Below are 20869 nucleotides of genomic sequence, written 5' to 3'. Positions count from 1 at the left end.
TCAATGCATTTGATAGATGCTTTCACCCTTTTTCCAAACGGAAATAGGCTTTACTTGTCCTTGATGATAGGTGATTTCTTGATAGTTATCGACAGGAAAAACCACAAAATCTGCGATAGTGTTAGGTGCAAGCCTTCCTCTATCGGATACATTTAGGGCCGCTGCTGCCCTTGAGGTAATTCCAGCAATAACTTCCGCGTTGGACAGTTTTTCAAAGGCGCCCAAGATACTGGCTTGGGTCAACAAGTCGCCCATGGGTGCCGAACCGGGATTATGGTCGCTGGCGATGGCCAAAGCCCCTCCGGCATCCAATATTTTTCGGGCAGGTGTGAAATCACATCCCAACCCCAGTGAAGCACCAGGTAAGGCCATCGCGATGGTATCGCTTTGTGCCAAAAGTTGAATTTCCTTCTCGGTACTTGCCTCTAAATGGTCGGCACTTATCGCTCCAAACTGCACGGCAACTTCGCTTCCACCTGTGGTAAATTGGTCCGCATGCACAGTGATGTCAAAGCCTAAATCTTTTGCTTTCTGAAAGTAGGGGGCTATTTCTTTAGAAGAAAAAGCACTTTCCTCTATGAAGGCATCTATACGATTTGCCAATTTTTCAGACTTGAGAATGGGAAACAAAGTGTTGGCCATTTCCTCTAGATAGGGGGTGTCACTATCCCAATCCTTAGGACGCATGTGTGCTGCCAAACAGGTAGAAACCAAGTCCAGAGCTCTTTTTGAGTTGGCCTTTTTTATCGCCCGAAGCATTTTTAACTCTTCCTCCACGGACAAGCCGTAGCCGCTTTTGACCTCAAGGGTCGTGACTCCATTCATCAAATGGATTTGACTTCTTGAAACGACTCCTTCAGCCAACTCTTCCAAGGAAGCCATTCGAGTTTGGGTCACCGTGTCCCAAATGCCTCCCCCTGCTTTCGCAATTTCCAAATAGGTTTTTCCCGAATTGCGAAGGGCATAATCCCGTGCGCGAGAACCTCCAAAACAAATATGGGTATGGGCATCAATAAATCCAGGGAGGCAAACTGCTTCCCCTTCAATTTTATGAATTATTGTAGCCTTCGATTTTAATACATCAAAGGCATCAACTGCCACTATGTTGCCTTCTGAAACCAATATCCCACCATTTTCAATGATGACCAATTGCTCATCCCTGAGCGCCCCCTTCAACGGAAGGTCCGTCATGGGAAGTAATTGCGTAAAAGGTCCAATAAGTGTATGGTCACTCATTTTAATAGGTTTCAAATTCTTCAAAATGGGGTGTCTCCCAATCCAAATTGTGGGCTTTCATGATACGCTCAACGAGCTTTAAAATTTCAGCATTTTGCAAGATTTCGACTCCTTTTTCAATATCCTCCGCAAATACCCGGTCTTTTTCCGCGAAAGCAACTTTGGTTCTAATAAACTTGTGGATTTCATCCAAAACCACTCCTGATTTCAGCGGTTTACGGTACTCAAATGCCTGAGCTGCCGTGAGGAGCTCAATGGCTAAAATTTTCTCTACATTCTCTATGATATGAAGTGCTTTTCGACCACTTATCGACCCCATGCTCACATGGTCTTCTTGACCCAAAGAGGTGGGTATGCTATCGGCACTTGCTGGGAAACAGAAACTTTTGTTTTCACTGACCAGAGCAGCTGAGGTGTATTGCAGAATCATATAACCTGAGTTGATTCCCGTGTCTTCCATCAACAATTTGGGGACTCCGGTGCTATTGCCCTCAAGGGCCAAATAAATTCTTCGGTCCGAAATATTGCCTAGTTCGGAAGCGGCCAAAGCTGCATAATCCAAAGCCATGGCCAAGGGTTGCCCGTGAAAATTACCACCACTGATCGTAAGCTCCTCATCGATAATAACCGGGTTGTCGGTTACTGAATTTAATTCTACCTCCAAGAGTTCCTTTAAATGGAGCCAGGCATTTCGGGAAGCACCATGCACTTGTGGAATGCATCTCAAAGAATATGGATCCTGTACACGTTCGCAATCAATATGGTCTTCAAGAATTTCAGAACCTTTTAGCAAGGTTCTTATGCGTTTGGCCACATGCTGATTTCCTTTAAAGGGACGGAGTTGATGCAATTCTTCAAAAAAAGGTTTTAGGGAACCTTGGAGTCCCTCGAGCATCATTGCTCCAATAATATCGGCATGTTTGAGGCAATGCTGTAGCTTTTCCAAAATCACTACGGAATGTGCTGCGATAAATTGGGTTCCATTGATCAAAGCCAAGCCTTCTTTTGGACCAAGTTCAAGTGTGTCCATTCCTGTTTTTGAGAAGAGCTGTTTCGTAGAAATGGTTTCTCCTTCATAATCAACTTTCCCCAAACCAATCAGAGGTAAAAACAAATGGGAAAGTGGGGCCAAGTCGCCGGACGCACCGACAGAACCTTGCCTTGGCACCACGGGGATGGCATTATTTTCAATATGCCAGATAATACGTTCCAAAGTTTCTATTCGAATACCGGAAAAGCCTTTGGCCAGTGCATGCACTTTTAAAATGAGCATCAGTTTGGCCAAGGTGTTGGAAATGGGGTCACCAACACCAACACTGTGGCTTTGCAAAATGTTGGTTTGCAGAATTTTGGTCTCCTCTTTTGAAATACTTGTAGTGCAAAGGGGACCAAATCCGGTATTGATACCGTAGACAGGTTTTTCCTTTTCTACTATATTTTTTACGACCAAACTACTTTTTTTCACCCGCTCAATGGTCTCTTTGGAGAGAAATCCCTTTGTAAATCCACGAGAGATGGAAAGGGCCAATCCAGCGGTCAAATAGCCTTCGCCGTACGAGAAAGTTTCAGGTTTAGGTTGCATTATGAAATCGATTTCGTAGAGCTAAAAGTATTCATTAAGTTTGATATAAACGAGTACAAAATCCAAATGAAAATATACATAGCCCATGATCTTTGAGCTTATTAAGCGGAGACGTTCGGTGTTTCCCGCCCAGTATACCGAACAACCTATTGAAAAAGCAGATATAGAAAAAATATTGGAAGCCGCCAATTGGGCGCCAACCCATAAAAAGACCGAGCCTTGGCGTTTTAAGGTGCTTCAGGGAGAAATGAAGGAAAAACTTGGGGTGTTTCTTTCCCAAAAGTATCAAGAAGTAGACTCAAAACCCAAACAAGTCAAAATCAAAAAATTACAGGACAACCCTGCACGTTCGGGAGCGGTCATTGCTATTTGCATGCAAAGGGATCCCAATGAAAGTCTTCCTGAATGGGAGGAATTGGCCGCCACGGCCATGGCTGTTCAAAATATGTGGCTTTGCTGTACGGAGTTGGACATTGGATGTTATTGGAGTTCACCGGGACTTATCAAGTATATGGATGAGTTTCTTGATTTGAAGGAAGGGGAAAAATGTCTTGGTTTTTTCTACATGGGGCATTATGATGAGGAAATCCCGGAATCACCAAGGAGGCCCATTTCAGAAAAGGTGGAGTGGCTAGAATGAGAAAAGTTCAGAGGCGTACTTTACAGTCACTATTATGAAAAAAACCAAGTAGCCCGCCGTAAGTACAAACTTCATAAAGGTTCCGGTTAAAAAACCAATAAAGGAACCAAAAGCAGCTTTCATAGCGGTTTTTTGGTCTGCTTTATTGATGAGCTCTCCTACTAAAGCACCAACAAAAGGCCATATAATTATCCCGAAAGGACCAAAAACAGGGAAAAGGATAGCTACTAGTAATCCCACAATTGTCCCCCACATACCGGCTTTACTGCCTCCAAACTTTTTTGTGCCAGCTGCAGGGATAATGTAGTCCAATACTGTGACGCCTAAAGCAAGAATTAAAGTACCCCCTAAAATCCACCAATTATCGGGTACGGCTTTGGTTAAATACAACAACAACAATCCCACCCAGCTAATAGGCGGTCCGGGCAATACTGGGAGGAAACTGCCTAAAATGCCCACAAGCATCAAAAGAAATCCTATAACAAGTAAGGCGATATCCATTAGCATTGGTTTATGGTGTTAGACAAATATAAGGGCGAATTGTTACAAGAGCTGTGTTGTGGGAATGAAAAAATATGTGTGCAAAAAGTCGTAATTTCAGCCGAATAACAGAGGCGGTATGCGGAAGCTTTTTGGGATATTGATTTTAGGTTTATCAACCTCCTGTAACTTGTTTGTTTCCCAAGAGGAAACCACCAAAAATATGGTGAACCAAGAATTACTGGAAATCAACTGGAACGATGTGGACCAATATCCGTTATTTGAGGGTTGTGAAGAAGACCTTGATAAGATAGCGCAGCGCAGTTGTTTTGAAAGTGCCATGTTGGGCTATTTTTCCGAATCTTTGGAAGGATTGAGTTTTCAAGTGAACAAGGACATGAATGACACCATTTATGTGGATTTTTTAATCGATGAGCACGGATTCATTGCTGTGCAGAATGTGGAGGAAAAAGAGTCCGTGCTGAATGAAATCGCTAACTTCAACACCGAGGTTTCTCGGCGCTTAAATGACCTGACCACGGTGGCTCCGGCCTTAAAAAGGGGGGTGCCGGTGAGCATACGATTTCGCCTTCCCATAATTTTGAACACAAATTGAAGCCCTGGTGAAAGAGAAAATTATTTTAGGTATTGACCCAGGGACTACGGTTATGGGTTTTGGCATCATAAAGGTGGTGAAAAAGCAGATGCACTTTGTTCAAATGAATGAACTCTTGCTCAAAAAATACCCAGACCACTATCTCAAACTTAAATTGATTTTTGAACGTACCCTGGAACTGATTGATACTTATCACCCCGATGAAATTGCGATCGAGGCTCCCTTTTATGGAAAAAATGTACAGTCCATGTTAAAATTGGGAAGAGCACAAGGTGTGGCCATGGCAGCTGGGTTGTCTCGGCAGATACCCATTACGGAATACATGCCCAAAAAAATTAAAATGGCCATTACAGGGAATGGAAATGCCAGCAAGGAGCAAGTAGCCAAAATGCTTCAAAGTGTGCTACAATTAAAAACCTTGCCCAATAATTTGGACAGCACCGACGGACTGGCCGCTGCGGTCTGTCATTTTTATAATGAGGGCAGAATCGATGTAGGAACCAGCTATACAGGTTGGGAGGCCTTTGTGAAAAAGAATCCTCAAAAGCTGGGCTGATGGCTGGCATATACCTTCACATTCCTTTTTGCAAGCAAGCGTGCCATTATTGCGATTTCCATTTCTCCACCCAAATGCGAACCAAAGAGGCTATGCTAAAGGCGCTGCAAAGAGAGCTGAAACTTCGAAAAGATGAATTGGAAGGGGAGGCGATAGAGACCATTTATTTTGGAGGAGGAACTCCCTCGGTTCTCGAAGTTTCAGAAATTGAGGCCTTAATAGCAGCGGTTCAAAGGCATTATCATGTAATCCAGGATGCTGAGGTTACCTTGGAGGCCAATCCAGATGACTTATCCAATAACAGGATAATAGAGTTATCAAAAAGTCCAATCAACCGTCTAAGTATTGGCATTCAATCTTTTTTTGATGCGGATTTACAACTGATGAACCGGGCGCACAATGCCCGAGAGGCTGAAGAATGCGTTAAAAAGGCACAAGAATATTTTGAGAACATTTCCATCGACTTGATTTATGGTATTCCCGGAGCGGATAACGATAGATGGAAAGCTAACATTGAAAAGGCACTTGCATTGCAGGTGCCACACATTTCGAGTTATGCATTGACTGTTGAACCTCGAACCGCATTGAAAAAATTCATTGAAAAAGGTCTGGTTCCAGAAATGGACGACGAACAAGCCCAAGAGCAGTTTCATATGCTATTGGACATGCTAGAAAATGAAGGCTTTGTGAATTACGAGATATCAAATTTTGGAAAAGAAGGCTTTTTTTCGAAAAACAATACTTCGTATTGGCAAGGAAAGAAATATCTGGGAATTGGTCCTTCGGCCCACTCTTTTGATGGTGAGGTGCGCAGTTGGAATATCAGAAACAACATCAAATACATCAAAGCACTGGAACTAGGAGAATTGCCCTTGGAACGAGAGGCCTTGTCTGTTAGGGATAGGTACAACGAATATGTAATGACCGGGCTGCGTACCATTTGGGGTGTGTCCTTTAAAAAGGTTCGGACGGAATTTGGCGAACCGTATGAGTCCTATTTAAAAGGGCAGTCGGAAAAGTACATCAAAGAACATTTATTATTTGTGGATGAAGACCGTCTTTTGGCCACAAAAAAGGGAAAGTTTTTAGTGGACGGAATTGCTTCGGACCTTTTTATGGTTAACTTGGTAAAATGATCGCCGCGGTTAAACATGGATCTAAGAGTTATCGAATAGATTTCTCGAAACCTATTGATATTTCACTGCCTCTCATCGGTGGAGAAAAAAATGTCAACGCATGGTATTTAAAACCCCCGGTAATCGAACCGCATAGCGAAAAAGGCTTTGTTGGGCAAGTGTCACAAGGTGGTGCGGTCAACTTTAATGACATTCAGTTTAACCCACATTCCCATGTGACGCATACCGAATGTTTGGGGCATATCACAGAGGGATTTTATTCCATAAATAAACAGTTAAGGAGCTTCTTCTTTTGGGCTGAGCTGATTACTGTCGCTCCAGAGGAGAGCAATGGGGACTTCATCATATCTGAAAAGCAACTAAACTATGCATTGGGAAATCATAGGCCGGAGGCCTTGGTGATTCGAACCCTTCCGAACGTACAAAGCAAAAAGTCCATGGACTATTCCAATACGAATCCACCATACCTACTGGAAACGGCAATGGATTTTTTGGTGGAGCATGGGATTGAGCATCTTTTGGTGGATTTGCCTTCGGTGGATAGGGAACGGGATGAAGGACGATTAGCAGGGCACAAAGCTTTTTGGGGACTGGAGAAAGATCCAAGGATGAATGCGACCATCACGGAATTAATCTTTGTTCCTAATTCAATTGCGGATGGAACCTATATTTTGAACCTACAGGTTGCCCCTTTTGAAAACGATGCTGCTCCAAGTCGTCCAGTTCTTTACAAAATTGAAGACCCATGAAGAACATAATTCAACTTGAAGAAGTGTTGATGTTCATTTTGGGAATCTATCTGTTCAGCATCTTGGACTATCGATGGTTTTGGTTTTTGATTTTGATACTCACACCAGATATTGGGATGCTGGGATATCTTTTCGGTAACAAAGTGGGCGCTGTGCTATACAATATATTCCACCACAAGGGTTTGGCTATTGCACTATATTTATTAGGTATTTATTTTGAGTTGCCAGTGATGCAGCTCGGGGGTATTATTTTATTTTCCCATTCGGCTATGGACCGAGCTATGGGATATGGATTAAAGTATGAAAAGGGATTTAAGTTCACCCATCTTGGGGAAATAGGTAAAAAAGATGGATAATGTATTGGACGTACTTCTGGGACTCCTTTTAGGGGCGATACTCATGTATTGGCTCTTTTCGTTGTTTCGTAAAAAGCGTAAAAAAGAACTCACCGAACAACAGTCCACGGTATTGTTGGACAAGATTAGAAGCGTCGCCAAGCTGGTGTCAGTAGAAGGGGATTTTGCTGAAATTTACCATTATGAAAACACCAAGGAGAGCTTCATGAGCTTGTTCAGTAGTAAGAAGAAGGCTCTTATTGTGATCAAAGCCAAGGCTCAAATAGGGTATGATCTTAAGCGCTTAAACTTAAGCGCGGATAAGGATAGGAAGAAAATTATACTAAAGAATTTCCCAGAGCCTGAAATTCTGTCCATTGAGCCAGAGCTGCAATTTTACGACATCAAAAACGGATTGTTCAATAGCTTTTCCCCAAAGGATATGACCCAATTGAATGCGGAGGCCAAAGAACACATAAAACAGAAAATTCCTGAAAGCGGATTGATGGAATCTGCAAAAAAGGAAGCCCTGCAAGCCGTTCTTTTAGTAGAAAAAATTGTGGAAACCATTGGATGGACACTTGATTATTCAGCATTGGAAATTTCTGATATTGATAAAAAATTTCTGGATTCTTAGTTATGGCAATTGAACATCATTGGTCAGTATAGTTTTCATCAATCCACTTTTGGGCCTCCCATGTGTACCACCAGGGTGAGAAGTTTTGCGCCTCTACAATTTTTTTGTAGTGAACCAAACTACTGTCTTGCTGCTGTTTCATATGAAAATAGTTTGCCATATAATAATTGGCATAGGGATTTTCCTTATCAATATTCAGGAGTTTTTGTCCCAATGCCTCGAATTGTTGATCAAAATCTTTGAATTCTTCTTCACCGCGAAATGAACCCATCGACTTGAGCATGAATAAATTTCTCATAAGAATTAGGTCGCCGTATTCCTCATAATCCAAAAATTGATCAAATGTTAGGTTCAGTATTTGTTTGCTCAATCCGCCTTCTTCATCGGCGTAGCGATACATGAAAGTTGCAGCCAAGGACTGCGCCAACAGTTTTTTTCTGTAAAATTCCAAGTTGTCTTCGGTCAACCTATCTTTTAAGGTCGGTAGTGTTATCTGATTTTCGAAAAGGGGAATAGCATCAAATTCAAAAACATAATTCTTCAAAAAGCTAAGTGCGAACAATGAATAGGTAACATCACCAGCTATCAACCTGGCAGGATCACTCATCAAATTGTTGTTGGCCGCTATTATAAAGGTCAAATCTTTATTGGGCACTTTTAGGAATAAACTAGAATAGCAGTCGTATTGCCCATATCCCCATACGAGTTGCTCATTCATAAACTCTTGTGTGAAAACCCCAAGACCGTAGGGAATTCCAATGTCAAATGAAGTGAACATCGTTTTTTTGGAAGAATCATTAAGTAAGGTGTTATTGTCCAAGGCAGTGCTTAATTTTGATAAATCGCGAACTGTTGAAGAAACTCCGGCTGCAGCGGAAAATCCATAATCTATGAATCCCGGTTGAGGTTTCCGTTCCATATACCCCTTTATTGGCTGCCCACCTAAAAAGTATGGCTGCGCAATTTTTCTTTTCTCCAATACTACTTGCATTGAGTCTTTCAACAAGTAGGTGTTTTGAAGCTTGAGAGGAGTGATGATTCTTTCATAGATATTTGTTTTAAAGTCCTTTCCTGACGCTTTTTCTATGATATCTCCAAGCATCATGAATCGGTTATTGTTATAGTAAAAGTGCTTTCCAGGAATACCTTGGGAGGTATGTGAGAGGATATGCTTTATTTGTATGGAATCACCCAAACCTCGGCCATTAACATAAGTATTGACGGGTTCATCCAATGTTATCTTTCCCTCTTCTACCAACTGCATAACAGCGATTGCCGAAAACATCTTGGTCAGCGATGCCATTTGAATGGTCGTGACCGAATCCATGGGAATCTCTAAATCGATATCCGCAAAACCAAGGTAATCTTCAAAGATTATCTGCTCGCCTTTTGTGACCAATACACTTAACCCTGGTATTTGAAAGTATTCTTTCAATTCCGATAACTCGTTTGAAAATTGGTCTTTGGAATCAGGTTGTTTAGTATGAGAATTGGAACACCCGAAGGAGAATAACAAGATGAGCGAAACGGCTAGAGACTTATACATGGTTGGTCTAAATTTTTTAGGAAGCCAATGGCTAAGTATAAAATGCCATTCAATGGCATTTAATAGAGTTGGGTAATTTTTGTTTGTTACAGTATCTTTAAGAAATATATTTCCACCCTATATAATGAAAACAAAACATATTGCCATCTTAATTTTTGGGCTATTGACCATTAAAGGTATTTCCCAAACCGAAAAAGAAGTATTGGACTTCGACCCAGCGTTTTCCCATTCCGTATATGTATGGTTGAAGGAACCTAATAATCCAAATGTTCGGGAACAATTTGAAACATCGCTCAAAAAGTTTTTAAGGAATTCAAAGTTTGCCAAGACCAACTTCATTGGTGTTCCTCCTAAAGCAACGCGCGATGTCGTGGACGACTCCTATACCTATTCCTTAATCGTGACCTTTGAATCCGCAGAAGCCCAAGATGGATATCAAAAAGAAGAGGCACATCTGATTTTCATTGAGGAATGCAAGGAGCTCTGGGAAAAAGTTTTGGTTTATGATGCTTTAGGACTAGAGGAATGAACGTAGAAGCACTGCGGGAGTATTGCCTGCAAAAAAAAGGAGTAACCGAAGAATTTCCGTTTGATGAGGAAACATTGGTGTTCAAGGTGATGGGAAAAATGTTCGCCCTCATTCCCTTGGAACGCGTTCCCTCTCAATGCAATCTAAAATGCGATCCCGATAGAGCTCTAGAGCTTCGGGAAGAATACGATGGGGATATCATTCCAGGCTATCACATGAGCAAAAAGCATTGGAATACTATGTATTTGGAAAGACTTTCGCCAGAACTCATCATGGAGTTGGTAGACCATTCCTATGATTTGGTAGTGGCAAAAATGCCCAAAGCCCTCAGGGAAGAACTCAAATTATTGCCTTGATCACTTCCTAATTCAACGAACGAACTCTACCACTCACCGACAGTTTTTCAGGATTTAGCCAACTTGTAGTCTTTTTCTGAAGGATATTTTTCACTTTTGTATCCTAAATATATACTATCATGAATGTTCTGTTTATCGAGGACGATATGATCGAAACCATGAAATTGCAACGAGCGATTTCAAAGTTTGACAGCAGACACAAAATTACCGAGGCAAAAAATGGAGAAGAAGCCTTGGAAATTTTGAGGCAAGGCAATTTGCCCGATATCATTCTATTGGATTTGAATATGCCAAGAATGAGCGGTACGGAATTCTTGACCAAGCTAAAGGCCGATGATAGGCTAAAATATCTCCCTACCATTATTTTGACCACATCTGAAAATCGGGTAGACCTTCTAAGGTGTTTCGAAATAGGGATAGCAGGTTACATTATCAAACCTCTGAAATATGAGGATTATGAATCCAAGTTAAAAAAGGTTTTTGACTACTGGGAAATCAGCGAATTGATCAAAGCCTAACAAAAAACGGCATTTCACAACATTCTTTTTAGCATAGGTAGTACAATTCCTACTTTTAAATCATAATATTCTTATTATGAAAGGAATTGTATTTACCGAGTTTCTGGAAATGGTCGAAGCTACTTTTGGTTTTCAAACCGTGGATACCATAATCCAGAACGCCAACCTTCCTTCAGAAGGGGTGTATACCTCCGTGGGCACTTATGATTTTAATGAGATGGTAAGTTTGCTAACGGAGCTCAATAGTGAGACCGGTATTACCCAAGAAAACTTACTCTATTCTTTTGGGCATTTCCTTTTTGGAAGTCTGACCAAGGCACACCCTGAGGTGGTTGCCAGTTATAAGTCGCCCATAGCATTGCTCAACTGTATCGAGGATCACATTCACGTGCATGTGAAGAAACTATATCCTGATGCCGAACTGCCCGAATTTAAAATACTATCCAAAACAGAGCGAACCCTTGAAATGATCTATAGCTCTTCAAGAGGACTTTATGCTTTGGCCCACGGGTTGATCGTGAAGACGTTTGAGCACTTTGGAAAAATGGTAAAAGTAGATTATAAACTCTTGAATGAAAACGGAACGGAAGTCAAGTTTACGCTCGTCCAAAATGGATAACGGCGAAGTTGCCATACTAAAACGGGCCTTGCTTCGTGAGAAGAAGGCCAGAAAAGTGGCAGAAAATCTTTTGGAGCATAAATCCAAAGAACTCTACGATGCTAGCTTGCATTTAAGAGAGGCAAACGGTCGTTTGGAAAATCTGCTCACTAAGCAGGGCACTCCATTGGACTCTGCCTTTATCAATATCATTGATCCTTATGTGGTCATGGACCTCAATACAAAAGTGGTCAACATGAATACTTCGGCGAAAGAGTTTTTGGGATATGATCACACCCAAGACGACATCTATCTTTCTGGCTTGGTACATCCCGACTATATTGAATATACTGCAGAATCGTTTCAGAGCTTACTGCAAGTTGGGATTCTAAAAAATTATTCCGCAAAAATTTTCACCAAAGGCAAGGTTGAAAAGCATGTCAATATCAATGCAAGCCTTATTTATAACAAAGAAGGGATTCCCATAGCGGCCCAAGGCGTTATACGCGACATCACCCAAGAAATTGAAATAAAGAAACTCCTTGAAAATCAAAAAAAGCAGCAAGATATTATTGTAGAGAACTCCCCTTTGGGTATTCTTTTGATTGTAAAAGATAAGATTGTTCGAGCCAACAAATCGTTCATTGAGCTTTTGGGATATACGGAGGTTGAACTGTCTAAACTATCTCTTGATGACATTTCCACTTTGGAAGACAATGATCTGTACGAAACTTTGGTAAGGAAGAGTATCGAAGAGGACAAAAGCTTCACAATTGTACGCAAGTTCTTTAAAAAGAGTGGGGAAACATTGCATGGAAAAACTTCCATCAGTTCTTCATTGGATGAAAAAGGAGAGGTATCCTATAGTGTAGCCCTAATTGAGGACATTACCCAAGAAAAGATTTCCGAAGAAAAACTAAAGGCTTCTGAAGAACGAATGGGTACGCTCATCAAAAATCTACAGATGGGAATTTTGCTGGAAGACCAGGACCGCAAGATTGTTTTGGCCAATCAAAAGTTCTGTGATCTTTTTGGAATTCCTGTTTCACCAGAGACTTTAAAAGGTGTGAACAGCGCGCAATCCATTCACAAGTACAAACATCTGTTTTTGGAACAAGATTCCGTAGTGCGGAGAATGGAACACGTTTTGGAACAGAAGGAAGCTGTTGCTGCCGATGAAATGGAGCTAGTGGATGGACGAACCTTCGAAAGGGACTACATTCCTTTATTCAATAACGGCGAATATCAAGGTCATCTTTGGAGCTATAACGATGTGACCTTAAAAAAGAACTACCGAAAGAACCTTGAAATCCAAAAGGAAAAGTACGGCAGCATTATTGCCAATATGAACCTCGGTCTTGTTGAGGTGGACACGGAAGAAAACATTTTAATGGTCAATCAAAGCTTTTGTGACATGATTGGCTATTCTTCCATTGAGCTCATTGGCAATAATGCCAAAGAGGTCATTCAAATTGTGGAGAAGGACAAAGAAAAAATCAGGAAACATACCACAAAAAGACTTCGGGGCATATCAGATTCTTATGAGGTAGCCGTAAAAACCCGAAAAGGAGATCAGCGATTTTGGTTGATTAGTGGCGCACCTCGGTATGATGAAATTGGAAACATTATTGGCTCTATCGGAATCCACTTGGACATAACCGAACAAAAAAATCTGGAGCTACAAAAGGAAAACCTTTTAATCGAATTGGAAGCCAGTAACAAGGGGCTTCAAGAATATGCACATATCGTATCGCATGATTTAAAATCACCCTTGCGTAGTGTTAGTGCGCTAGCCTCATGGCTATATGACGATTACAAAGATCAATTGGACGAAACAGGTCGCTACAATCTTCAAATGATTCAAGAGAAGATTGAAGGTATGGACAAATTGATATCAGGCATTTTGAAGTATTCCACGGTGAACAGTGATGCTTTGGAAAACAAGGAGGTCAATGTTGATGAGGTCATCAAAGAGATAAAGGAAATCATCTACATACCGGATAATGTTGCCATTAAAATCATTCAGAAGCTACCGGTAATCAAGGCGGATAGAACCATGGTGCACCAATTGTTCCAGAACTTCCTCAGCAATGCCGTGGTAAATATTGAAAAACCTGAGGGCCTTGTGGAAATTGATTATAAAGACCAAGACACCCACTGGGAATTCAGTATAAAGGACAATGGTGTTGGAATTCCTGAGGAATACCACAAAAAGATATTTGAAATATTTCAATCCATCGGCAACAACGAACGCTCAACGGGGATTGGGCTTTCCATCGTGAAAAAAATCATTGATCGGTACAAAGGAAAAGTATGGCTGGAAAGTGAAATAGGCGAAGGAACCACCTTTTTCTTCACCTTAATCAAAAACCATAAAAATTAATAAAATGAAGATAGTACAGGCAAAACGAATTGGTAATGAAAATTGGGAATTCCAACAAGAAGAAACCTTAAAAGAACCCCTGGTATTGGTATTTGGAGATAGATACCTCCTGGAGGATAACAAGCTTTTTGGGGAAATTCAAGAAATGTATCCCGACGGGCATCTTGTTTTTGGATCTACATCGGGGGAGATTATGGATACCAATGTCTATGACGGAAGCATTACCCTGACCGCCATAGAGTTTGAAAAGACCCGTTTCAAAATTGAAAACAAAAATGTCTCTGACTATGCCAGTATTGAAGAAATGGGCGAGGCAATCTCTAAAAGCTTTGACAAAGAGAATTTAGATCATCTCTTTGTTGTTTCCGATGGGAGTTTTGTGAACGGAAGCGGTCTCATTCAAGGTCTGGAATCCGATTCAAGTTTTCAAGCCTCCATAACCGGGGGGCTATGTGGGGATGGTGCCCGTTTTGAAAAGACATTGGCCTCTTACAATGAAAACCCAAAGCAAGGTGAGGTGATCGCCATCGGGTTTTATGGTGATGAATTGGAAGTATCCTATGCCAACTATGGTGGTTGGACCGCTTTTGGTCCGGTGCGCACTATCACCAAGTCCAAGAACAATGTCCTTTTTGAGATTGATGGCAAACCTGCTCTCGACCTATACAAAAAATACCTAGGCGAAAGGGCAGAAGAATTACCCCAGGCGGCTTTGCTATATCCGCTTACTGTACAACAACACGATAAAAAAGAACCTTTGGTTCGCACCATACTTACCATCGATGAAGAAAACAGTTCGATGATTCTTGCTGGGGATGTACCGGTAGATTCTAAGGTGCAGTTAATGATGTCCACTGTGGACGACATAGCCGAAGGTGCCTCCAAAGCAGCAGAACTCGCCATGAGGGGGAGAAAGAACAAACCAGAACTGGCCATCTTGATCAGTTGTGTGGGAAGGAAATTGGTTTTAGATCAAAGAACTGAAGATGAGATTGAGGAGGTAGCTGATATCATTGGAGACCAAGCCGCGATTACAGGATTTTATTCCTACGGTGAAATGGCACCATTTGCCGGAAAGAACGAGTGCCAACTGCACAATCAAACCATGACATTAACCTTATTGAGTGAATAAATGCATTCGTTGCTTAAACGACAAATCAAAAAACACCTTCCCGAAGAACTGGTCAACGGACAGGTTCTCGAATCTTTTTTTGCTGCCATTAGCAAATCATATTCTGATTTTGATGAGAAGCTGAAAATGATTCAAAGAGCCACAGTGTTGAGTTCAGAGGAACTCTACGAGGCCAATTTAAGGTTGAACCAAGAAACGGAAAGCCAACGCAAGGTGTTGAAGGCTCTCAGCAGAGCTGTTGCATCTATGCAGCATGAAGGCGGGAACCGGGAAAATGGGGAGTTTAAATTGGATCATCAAAAATTGGTCGAGGATATTGAGAAACAGGCACATCGCCTTGTTGAAATTACCGAGGAAAAAGACATTCTCCTTAAAAATTTGGAACAACAGAATGAATCATTGAACAACTATGCCCACATGGTGTCCCATGATCTGAAATCCCCCATTCGAAATGTACACTCCTTGGTGAGTTGGGTGTTTGAGGACGGCAAAGAAAATTTCAACGAGCAGAGCAATCAAAATATTGACCTCATTTTTCAAAACCTTACTAAAATGGACAGTTTGATTGACGGAATATTAAGGCATTCCAGTATCGATTCTCTACAGGAACAACCTGTTGTTTTGGATTTGTATGATTTGTTGGATGAAATTGAACAGACCATATATGTTCCAGAGAATATCACCATCAAAAAAAGCAAGAACCTGCCAAAACTGTTTACGGGGAAATATCGGATGGAACAACTCTTCAAAAATTTGATCACCAATGCCATTACCGCCTGTGGTGATAAAACTGATGGATGCGTGGGGATTGATGTGCAAAAGGAAAAAGATGGTTGGTTGTTCACCGTCACAGACAATGGCAAAGGGATTCCAAAGCATCTTCAAGTTGGAATCTTTGATATGTTCAAAAAATTAGAAAATAACTCTAGCGCCACCGGGATTGGATTGGCTCTGGTCAAAAAAATTATCAACTACTACAAAGGAGACATTTGGCTTTCCTCTTCAGAGGAACGCGGAACCACTTTCTTTTTCACCATCAAAAAAGAGCTTTAAGCAATGGAATTACCAAATCTTGATTATATCAAAGAAATTTCGGGAGGAAACGAAGATTTTGAAAAGAAATTCCTCTCTATCATCCAAAACGAGTTTCCCAAGGAAAAGAACGAGTATTTGGAAAATTTGGAACGGGAAGACCTGGAGGAATCTGCGAAGATTGTTCATAAAATAAAACATAAATTAGGCATTCTTGGGTTGCAGCAGGGCTACAGATTGGCCATTAAATATGAAGAGGACCTAAAGTATGGAAACACAAACTTGAAATCAGATTTTCACGAGGTCTTGCATACGGTGGAGGAGTTCATTTTAAAAATAGCATAAGATGAGAAGCATAATTGTTGACGATGAGGCAAGCGCCAGGGCCATCGTAAAGGAGCTCTGCAAAAAAATTCCTGGGATGGAAGTTCGAGCCGAATTTCCCAATGCCTTGGAAGCCATGAAATTTTTGAAGGACAATCAAGTTGACTTGATTTTTTTGGATATCCATATGCCCAAATTAACCGGTTTCGATTTGATTGAGACTGTTCAGAATCCTCCCAAGATAGTACTTACCACTTCAGATAAGAATTTTGCCATTGAAGCTTATGAATACCCTTTCATTGTGGATTATTTGGTAAAGCCGATCACCACAGAGCGGTTTGAAAAGTGCATGCGAAGACTCGAGAATGCTTTCGGACAGGATGGATTGGGTTCCAAGTCAAACAAAAGCGTTCAGGACGAAGATGAAGACCTATATATTAATATAGACCGACGACTTATTAAGTTGAAGTTCAACGATATTTTATTGATTGAGGCCAAGGGAGATTATATAGAAATACAGACTTTGGGAAAGCGGTACCGTGTTCATTCGACTTTGAAGAAAATCAAGGAAAAATTGCCAGACTCCAGCTTTTTTCAGATTCATCGATCGTTCATTATCAACTTTACCCAAATTGTAGATATTCAGGACAACAGTGTGCTCATCGAACGAAATGTTATCCCCATAAGCAGATCCAATAGGCCCGAGTTAATGCAGCGGCTCAATTTATTATAATAAAGAAAGAAAAATACTACAATAAACTCAGATTTATCCGTTAGTTAGTTAACCACTATATGAAAATGTTAAAGCACAATTGGGATTATTAACTAAACTGTTTTAACATATGTCTTTGGAAATAAGAGAAAATCGAGGAGTCTTTGAGGTTATGGGAAAAGTATCAACCCAGCATATCAACTCTTTAGGGGTTTATTTTGATTCGATTCTTGAGAGCCATGATACCTTCGTGGTGAGTCTGGAAAAGGTCACTTCGCTGGACGCCGCTGCCGCACATTTCTTTGAAAAATTATATCAAAAATCCGCACAGCGCAACAAAGCGGTTTTCCTTATTGGTCGCCAAAACGAAACTGTTTTGGAAACTATGAATACTACAAAGACCAACTACATCCTAAGCGCAGATAGGGTATAGTTTCCATTAAAATTTAGATATGAAAATCACCTCATACCAGCCTTTCTTTGGGATATCACCCAAACAGTTGAACGACGAGGATTTTAATCGTCTAACGACCTATTTCCAGCTCTTGGACTCTGTGGAGAAGCCCGTGGTGAGCTTGGTTACCCCGGTGTACCGGGCCAAAGAAACCTTGGTGGGCCATATCTGTTCACTGGCGAATTTGAAGACCATAATTCCGTATGAGGTGATCTTTGTTGAAAACAATGCAGATACAGAAAGCCTCTCCATTTTACAGCAACTTGGAGCCAAGGTGGTAAGTCAACCCGAGCAAGGTATCACCCATGCTCGCCAAAAAGGACTTGAAGTGGCAAGGGGCCAGATTATTTGTTCGATGGACCCCGATACCATTTATGATCCCTACTATATAGATCATATGGTGCTTCCCTTTTTTGAAGAAGAGGATTTGGTATTGACGTATTCCGTTTCAAAAAGTTATGATGCTGATTTTCAGCTTTCGAGGAAAATGAAGCTCAGAAATAAACTGAAGGAAATGTATTTCAGAATGAAGATGGCCAAAGGTTTTACCTCGAGGATAAAACATATTCGGGCCGTTTGTATGGCCATCAAAAAAGACGCCTTGTTGCCTATTGGATACGAAACCGATTTGAGGGCCGTGTCAGGTTGTGATGATGGAATGTTGGCCATGCATCTTCATACTAAGGGCATATTTCAATATGTTCCGGTGGATGTATACACCGCCCTTCCTCCTAAAAGAGAGCCAGGAAAACCTTTCCCATTTTGCAATGAAAGGTTCATAAATACCAATACTCCTTTGGAAGATACCTATCACAGTTTGGAAATCGAGAAGATTGGTCAATAGCCCGACTGATTTTCTGCACTAACTCTGAGTTCAACCTTTAAAAACCAACACCTCCGATAATTCTGGCCTTACAACAGGATGCCTTGGTTTTACAACATAGAATTACAAAAAAGTAATATAAATCCTACTTTTCACAAGTATTAAATACTACAACCCCAAAATAGTAAGTACCATGAAAATTTTAGTTGTTGACGACAAACAGTCACTTAGTGAATTGGTAAGTCAATTTTTAGGGCAATCCTATAACGTGACCACCATGGAAGACGGCCTTTCAGCCTTGTCTTGGATGCAGGATGGGAACATTCCCGACCTTATCATCACCGATTTGGAAATGCCTAATATGGATGGCTTTGAGTTGATTAAAAAGGTCAAGGAAAGCGGATATTTTGCCAATGTCCCAATTATTGTTCTGAGCTGTCGGGATAGTAGCGCTGACCGTATTCAATGCTTAAAACTTGGCGCGGACGACTACTTGGTCAAACCGTTCAATCCTGAGGAGCTATTGATTCGAGTAGAAAAACTGTTGGTCCGCACATAGAAACCATGGAAATTTTATCAGACAAAAAAATCTGTCTTCTTTATGTAGGGGAGAACAGGGGTGTTGAAGAGCAATTTCAAAACTGTTCCAAAAAAGTTGACTTTCATCAAGTCAAAAATTCTGTTTTGGCCATCAAATGGTTGGAAGAAAACAAAGGCGTGGACGCTATTCTGTGTGAAAAACAAATTCCTGGTCAAACGGGTATCGAGTTCCATAGAGTTTTGCGAAAACGATTCGCCAACGATCATGCCATTCCCTTCATTTTGATTGCTAAGGAAAGGAACAAAGAAGACCTGTCGGATGCCGTAAAAAGTGGAATAGACGATTTTTATGTACAACCGCTTTCCATCTCCAATATTCTGGATAGAGTTCAGTTTTTGAAAGAACTAAAGGCAAATCTGAAAAGGGAAAAAATCGCACCTCCCAAGGGAGCACTAAAAGAATATAAAATAGGCTTTTGGAAACGCAGCTTCGACATTGCGGTGTCGGGCTTGGCGTTGCTATTGGCCTCTCCGTTTTTGCTCTTGGTCATATTGGCCATCCGGCTCGAATCCAAAGGAAAAGTGTATTACATTTCAAAAAGGGTCGGCACAGGTTATAAGATTTTTGATTTTTATAAGCTGCGCTCCATGTACCCCGATGCCGACAAGCGGCTGAAGGAATTTCAACACCTCAATCAATATGCAGATGCTGATGAGGGTAAAGGAGAGGAGGATTTGCATCAAGAAGAGTCCATGTCCTCCGGAACTGTGCTTATTGGTGACGATACCCAAGTGGACGAACTGCAGCACAACACCAAGCGACGTGAAAGCGCAAAAAGTGCTTTTGTAAAGTTTGACAATGATCCTCGAATCACCAAAGTGGGCAAAATCATACGAAAATTGAGCATCGACGAACTTCCTCAATTGATCAATGTGTTAAAAGGAGATATGTCGATTGTGGGGAATAGACCATTGCCGTTGTACGAAGCCGAGGTGCTCACCACCGATGAATGGACCGACCGATTTAATGGGCCGGCGGGCATCACAGGTTTATGGCAAGTGGAAGCAAGGGGTAGAACCTCCAAAATGTCTCCCGAAGAACGAAAACAATTGGACATCAAATACGTAAAATACGCGAATAGCAAATACGCATTTCTGATAGATATGTGGATTGTGCTTCGAACCTTCAAAGCGGTCTTTCAAAAAGAAAACGTGTAATGACAAAATACTGGGGCATCTTATTGATTTTTTTATCGCTGAATACCGTAAGGTCGCAGTCTATCAATGCATTTATTGAAAAGGGACTGCAGGAAAACGATATTAGCAAAAAACTACCACCGCTGGATACTTTGGTAGCGATGGCCAAAGAGTATTCCCCCTTTATCAAAGTAACTATTTCTGAACAGCAATACCGTGATGGTGTTGTTTCTTTTGAGCAACGAGCCTGGTTGCAGTACATTAACCTTGAGGCGGGCTACAACTATGGAATTTTTGATAACCTGAGCAATTCTCAAATTGCAGGTGATCCCCAAAGCCAGCAGCTTTTCTCCACTGAACAAAGCCGTTACAATGTAGGTGTTTCTATCCGTTTACCTCTCTCTGCAATCATCAACAGGAGAGCTAGAATATTAAGTGCCAAAGGCGAAGCGGAAAAAGCCCGTTTTGAAACCGAAGTGGCCGAAGTGGAACTCGAACAAAAGGTGGCAGAACTGTATAACGACGTATTGAAACACCATCGTATGTTCTTCATCTCGGGATCCATAGTGGATAATTTTAGGGTCCAGTCCTTAAGAGCGGAGAAAGATTTTTCCAATGGGGTTATCAATGTCACGGAATATACCCGATTGCAACAAATGATGAACCAAGCAACCATGAATTTTGAACTACAACGGTCGGAGTTTGTTTCATCCGTTATGGCTTTACAGAACATCATTGGTGCTAATCTGAATATTTAA

General features: G+C 41.2%; 25 protein-coding genes. 21 read left to right on the top strand and 4 right to left on the bottom strand.

The window, feature by feature from the left end; genetic code table 11:
• Entirely contained in the window at positions 1-1236 is a 1236-nt protein-coding gene (gene hutI / locus EW142_RS10870) for an imidazolonepropionase (protein ID WP_130613759.1), read from the bottom strand.
• A 1-nt stretch (position 1237) separates the two neighbouring features.
• Positions 1238-2818, bottom strand: coding sequence for a histidine ammonia-lyase (hutH, locus tag EW142_RS10865; protein ID WP_130613758.1), 1581 nt, complete (start codon positions 2816-2818; stop codon positions 1238-1240).
• Positions 2819-2903: 85 nt separating this feature from the next.
• Here hutH and EW142_RS10860 point away from each other — a divergent pair, with 85 nt between their 5' ends.
• Positions 2904-3458, top strand: coding sequence for a nitroreductase family protein (locus EW142_RS10860; RefSeq protein WP_130613756.1), 555 nt, complete (start codon positions 2904-2906; stop codon positions 3456-3458).
• On the opposite strand, the gene EW142_RS10855 is transcribed toward EW142_RS10860, so the two are convergent.
• Positions 3450-3959: a DUF456 domain-containing protein gene (locus tag EW142_RS10855; RefSeq protein ID WP_130613754.1), complete on the bottom strand. Its 510-nt coding sequence runs from the start codon at positions 3957-3959 to the stop codon at positions 3450-3452. The two genes, EW142_RS10860 and EW142_RS10855, sit on opposite strands and share 9 nt — an antisense overlap.
• 118 nt (positions 3960-4077) lie before the next feature.
• Between EW142_RS10855 and EW142_RS10850 the strand changes: the two genes are divergently transcribed.
• Genes EW142_RS10850 through EW142_RS10825 form a run of 6 tightly spaced genes read left to right on the top strand, consistent with a single transcriptional unit; the run spans position 4078 to position 7967 of the window.
• Positions 4078-4554, top strand: a complete 477-nt coding sequence (locus EW142_RS10850; protein ID WP_130613753.1) for a hypothetical protein — start codon at positions 4078-4080, stop codon at positions 4552-4554.
• 4 nt (positions 4555-4558) lie between these two features.
• A complete protein-coding gene (ruvC, locus tag EW142_RS10845; protein WP_130613751.1) occupies positions 4559-5110 on the top strand; it encodes a crossover junction endodeoxyribonuclease RuvC in 552 nt (183 codons plus the stop codon).
• Positions 5110-6246 (top strand): radical SAM family heme chaperone HemW, encoded by a 1137-nt coding sequence (gene hemW, locus EW142_RS10840; protein ID WP_130613749.1) that lies wholly within the window; start codon positions 5110-5112, stop codon positions 6244-6246. The genes ruvC and hemW overlap by 1 nt, the downstream gene beginning before the upstream one ends.
• A complete protein-coding gene (locus tag EW142_RS10835) occupies positions 6243-6995 on the top strand; it encodes a cyclase family protein (RefSeq protein ID WP_130613747.1) in 753 nt (250 codons plus the stop codon). Before hemW ends, EW142_RS10835 begins: the two co-directional genes overlap by 4 nt.
• Positions 6992-7351, top strand: a complete 360-nt coding sequence (locus EW142_RS10830; protein ID WP_130613745.1) for a DUF4260 domain-containing protein — start codon at positions 6992-6994, stop codon at positions 7349-7351. Before EW142_RS10835 ends, EW142_RS10830 begins: the two co-directional genes overlap by 4 nt.
• A complete protein-coding gene (locus tag EW142_RS10825) occupies positions 7344-7967 on the top strand; it encodes a DUF4230 domain-containing protein (protein ID WP_130613743.1) in 624 nt (207 codons plus the stop codon). Before EW142_RS10830 ends, EW142_RS10825 begins: the two co-directional genes overlap by 8 nt.
• Before the next feature lie 16 nt (positions 7968-7983).
• On the opposite strand, the gene EW142_RS10820 is transcribed toward EW142_RS10825, so the two are convergent.
• Positions 7984-9513: a serine hydrolase domain-containing protein gene (locus EW142_RS10820; RefSeq protein ID WP_130613741.1), complete on the bottom strand. Its 1530-nt coding sequence runs from the start codon at positions 9511-9513 to the stop codon at positions 7984-7986.
• Between the two features lie 124 nt (positions 9514-9637).
• Here EW142_RS10820 and EW142_RS10815 point away from each other — a divergent pair, with 124 nt between their 5' ends.
• The 14 genes from EW142_RS10815 to EW142_RS10750 all read left to right on the top strand — a co-directional run bounded on the left by EW142_RS10815 (position 9638) and on the right by EW142_RS10750 (position 20869).
• Positions 9638-10042, top strand: a complete 405-nt coding sequence (locus tag EW142_RS10815) for a Dabb family protein (protein ID WP_130613740.1) — start codon at positions 9638-9640, stop codon at positions 10040-10042.
• The gene (locus tag EW142_RS10810; protein WP_130613738.1) at positions 10039-10398 is read left to right on the top strand and encodes an MmcQ/YjbR family DNA-binding protein; all 360 of its coding nucleotides are present in this window, start codon (positions 10039-10041) and stop codon (positions 10396-10398) included. The genes EW142_RS10815 and EW142_RS10810 overlap by 4 nt, the downstream gene beginning before the upstream one ends.
• A 119-nt stretch (positions 10399-10517) precedes the next feature.
• Positions 10518-10916, top strand: coding sequence for a response regulator (locus tag EW142_RS10805; RefSeq protein ID WP_130613736.1), 399 nt, complete (start codon positions 10518-10520; stop codon positions 10914-10916).
• Positions 10917-10992: 76 nt separating this feature from the next.
• A complete protein-coding gene (locus EW142_RS10800) occupies positions 10993-11535 on the top strand; it encodes a heme NO-binding domain-containing protein (protein WP_130613734.1) in 543 nt (180 codons plus the stop codon).
• Positions 11489-13897 carry a PAS domain-containing sensor histidine kinase gene (locus EW142_RS10795; protein ID WP_240740200.1) on the top strand — a complete coding sequence of 803 codons (2409 nt, stop codon included), beginning with the start codon at positions 11489-11491 and terminating at the stop codon, positions 13895-13897. The genes EW142_RS10800 and EW142_RS10795 overlap by 47 nt, the downstream gene beginning before the upstream one ends.
• 4 nt (positions 13898-13901) lie before the next feature.
• Positions 13902-15029, top strand: a complete 1128-nt coding sequence (locus tag EW142_RS10790) for an FIST signal transduction protein (RefSeq protein ID WP_130613732.1) — start codon at positions 13902-13904, stop codon at positions 15027-15029.
• Positions 15030-16082, top strand: a complete 1053-nt coding sequence (locus EW142_RS10785) for a sensor histidine kinase (RefSeq protein WP_130613730.1) — start codon at positions 15030-15032, stop codon at positions 16080-16082.
• A gap of 3 nt (positions 16083-16085) precedes the next feature.
• Positions 16086-16406, top strand: a complete 321-nt coding sequence (locus EW142_RS10780) for an Hpt domain-containing protein (RefSeq protein ID WP_130613728.1) — start codon at positions 16086-16088, stop codon at positions 16404-16406.
• A 1-nt stretch (position 16407) separates the two neighbouring features.
• Positions 16408-17118 carry a LytR/AlgR family response regulator transcription factor gene (locus EW142_RS10775; RefSeq protein ID WP_130613726.1) on the top strand — a complete coding sequence of 237 codons (711 nt, stop codon included), beginning with the start codon at positions 16408-16410 and terminating at the stop codon, positions 17116-17118.
• 109 nt (positions 17119-17227) lie between these two features.
• On the top strand, positions 17228-17530 hold the full coding sequence (locus EW142_RS10770; protein ID WP_130613725.1) for an STAS domain-containing protein: 303 nt from the start codon (positions 17228-17230) through the stop codon (positions 17528-17530).
• A 19-nt stretch (positions 17531-17549) separates the two neighbouring features.
• Entirely contained in the window at positions 17550-18395 is an 846-nt protein-coding gene (locus tag EW142_RS10765; protein ID WP_130613723.1) for a glycosyltransferase family 2 protein, read from the top strand.
• Between the two features lie 172 nt (positions 18396-18567).
• Positions 18568-18933, top strand: coding sequence for a response regulator transcription factor (locus EW142_RS10760; RefSeq protein ID WP_130613721.1), 366 nt, complete (start codon positions 18568-18570; stop codon positions 18931-18933).
• A gap of 5 nt (positions 18934-18938) precedes the next feature.
• Positions 18939-20132 carry a sugar transferase gene (locus EW142_RS16905; RefSeq protein ID WP_130613719.1) on the top strand — a complete coding sequence of 398 codons (1194 nt, stop codon included), beginning with the start codon at positions 18939-18941 and terminating at the stop codon, positions 20130-20132.
• The gene (locus tag EW142_RS10750) at positions 20132-20869 is read left to right on the top strand and encodes a TolC family protein (RefSeq protein ID WP_130613717.1); all 738 of its coding nucleotides are present in this window, start codon (positions 20132-20134) and stop codon (positions 20867-20869) included. Before EW142_RS16905 ends, EW142_RS10750 begins: the two co-directional genes overlap by 1 nt.

This window comes from Flagellimonas allohymeniacidonis, from assembly GCF_004296335.1.
GTDB lineage: Bacteria > Bacteroidota > Bacteroidia > Flavobacteriales > Flavobacteriaceae > Flagellimonas > Flagellimonas allohymeniacidonis.
The sequence above is the reverse complement of the archived record's forward strand: the minus strand, read 5'-3'. Positions and strand labels throughout refer to the sequence as shown.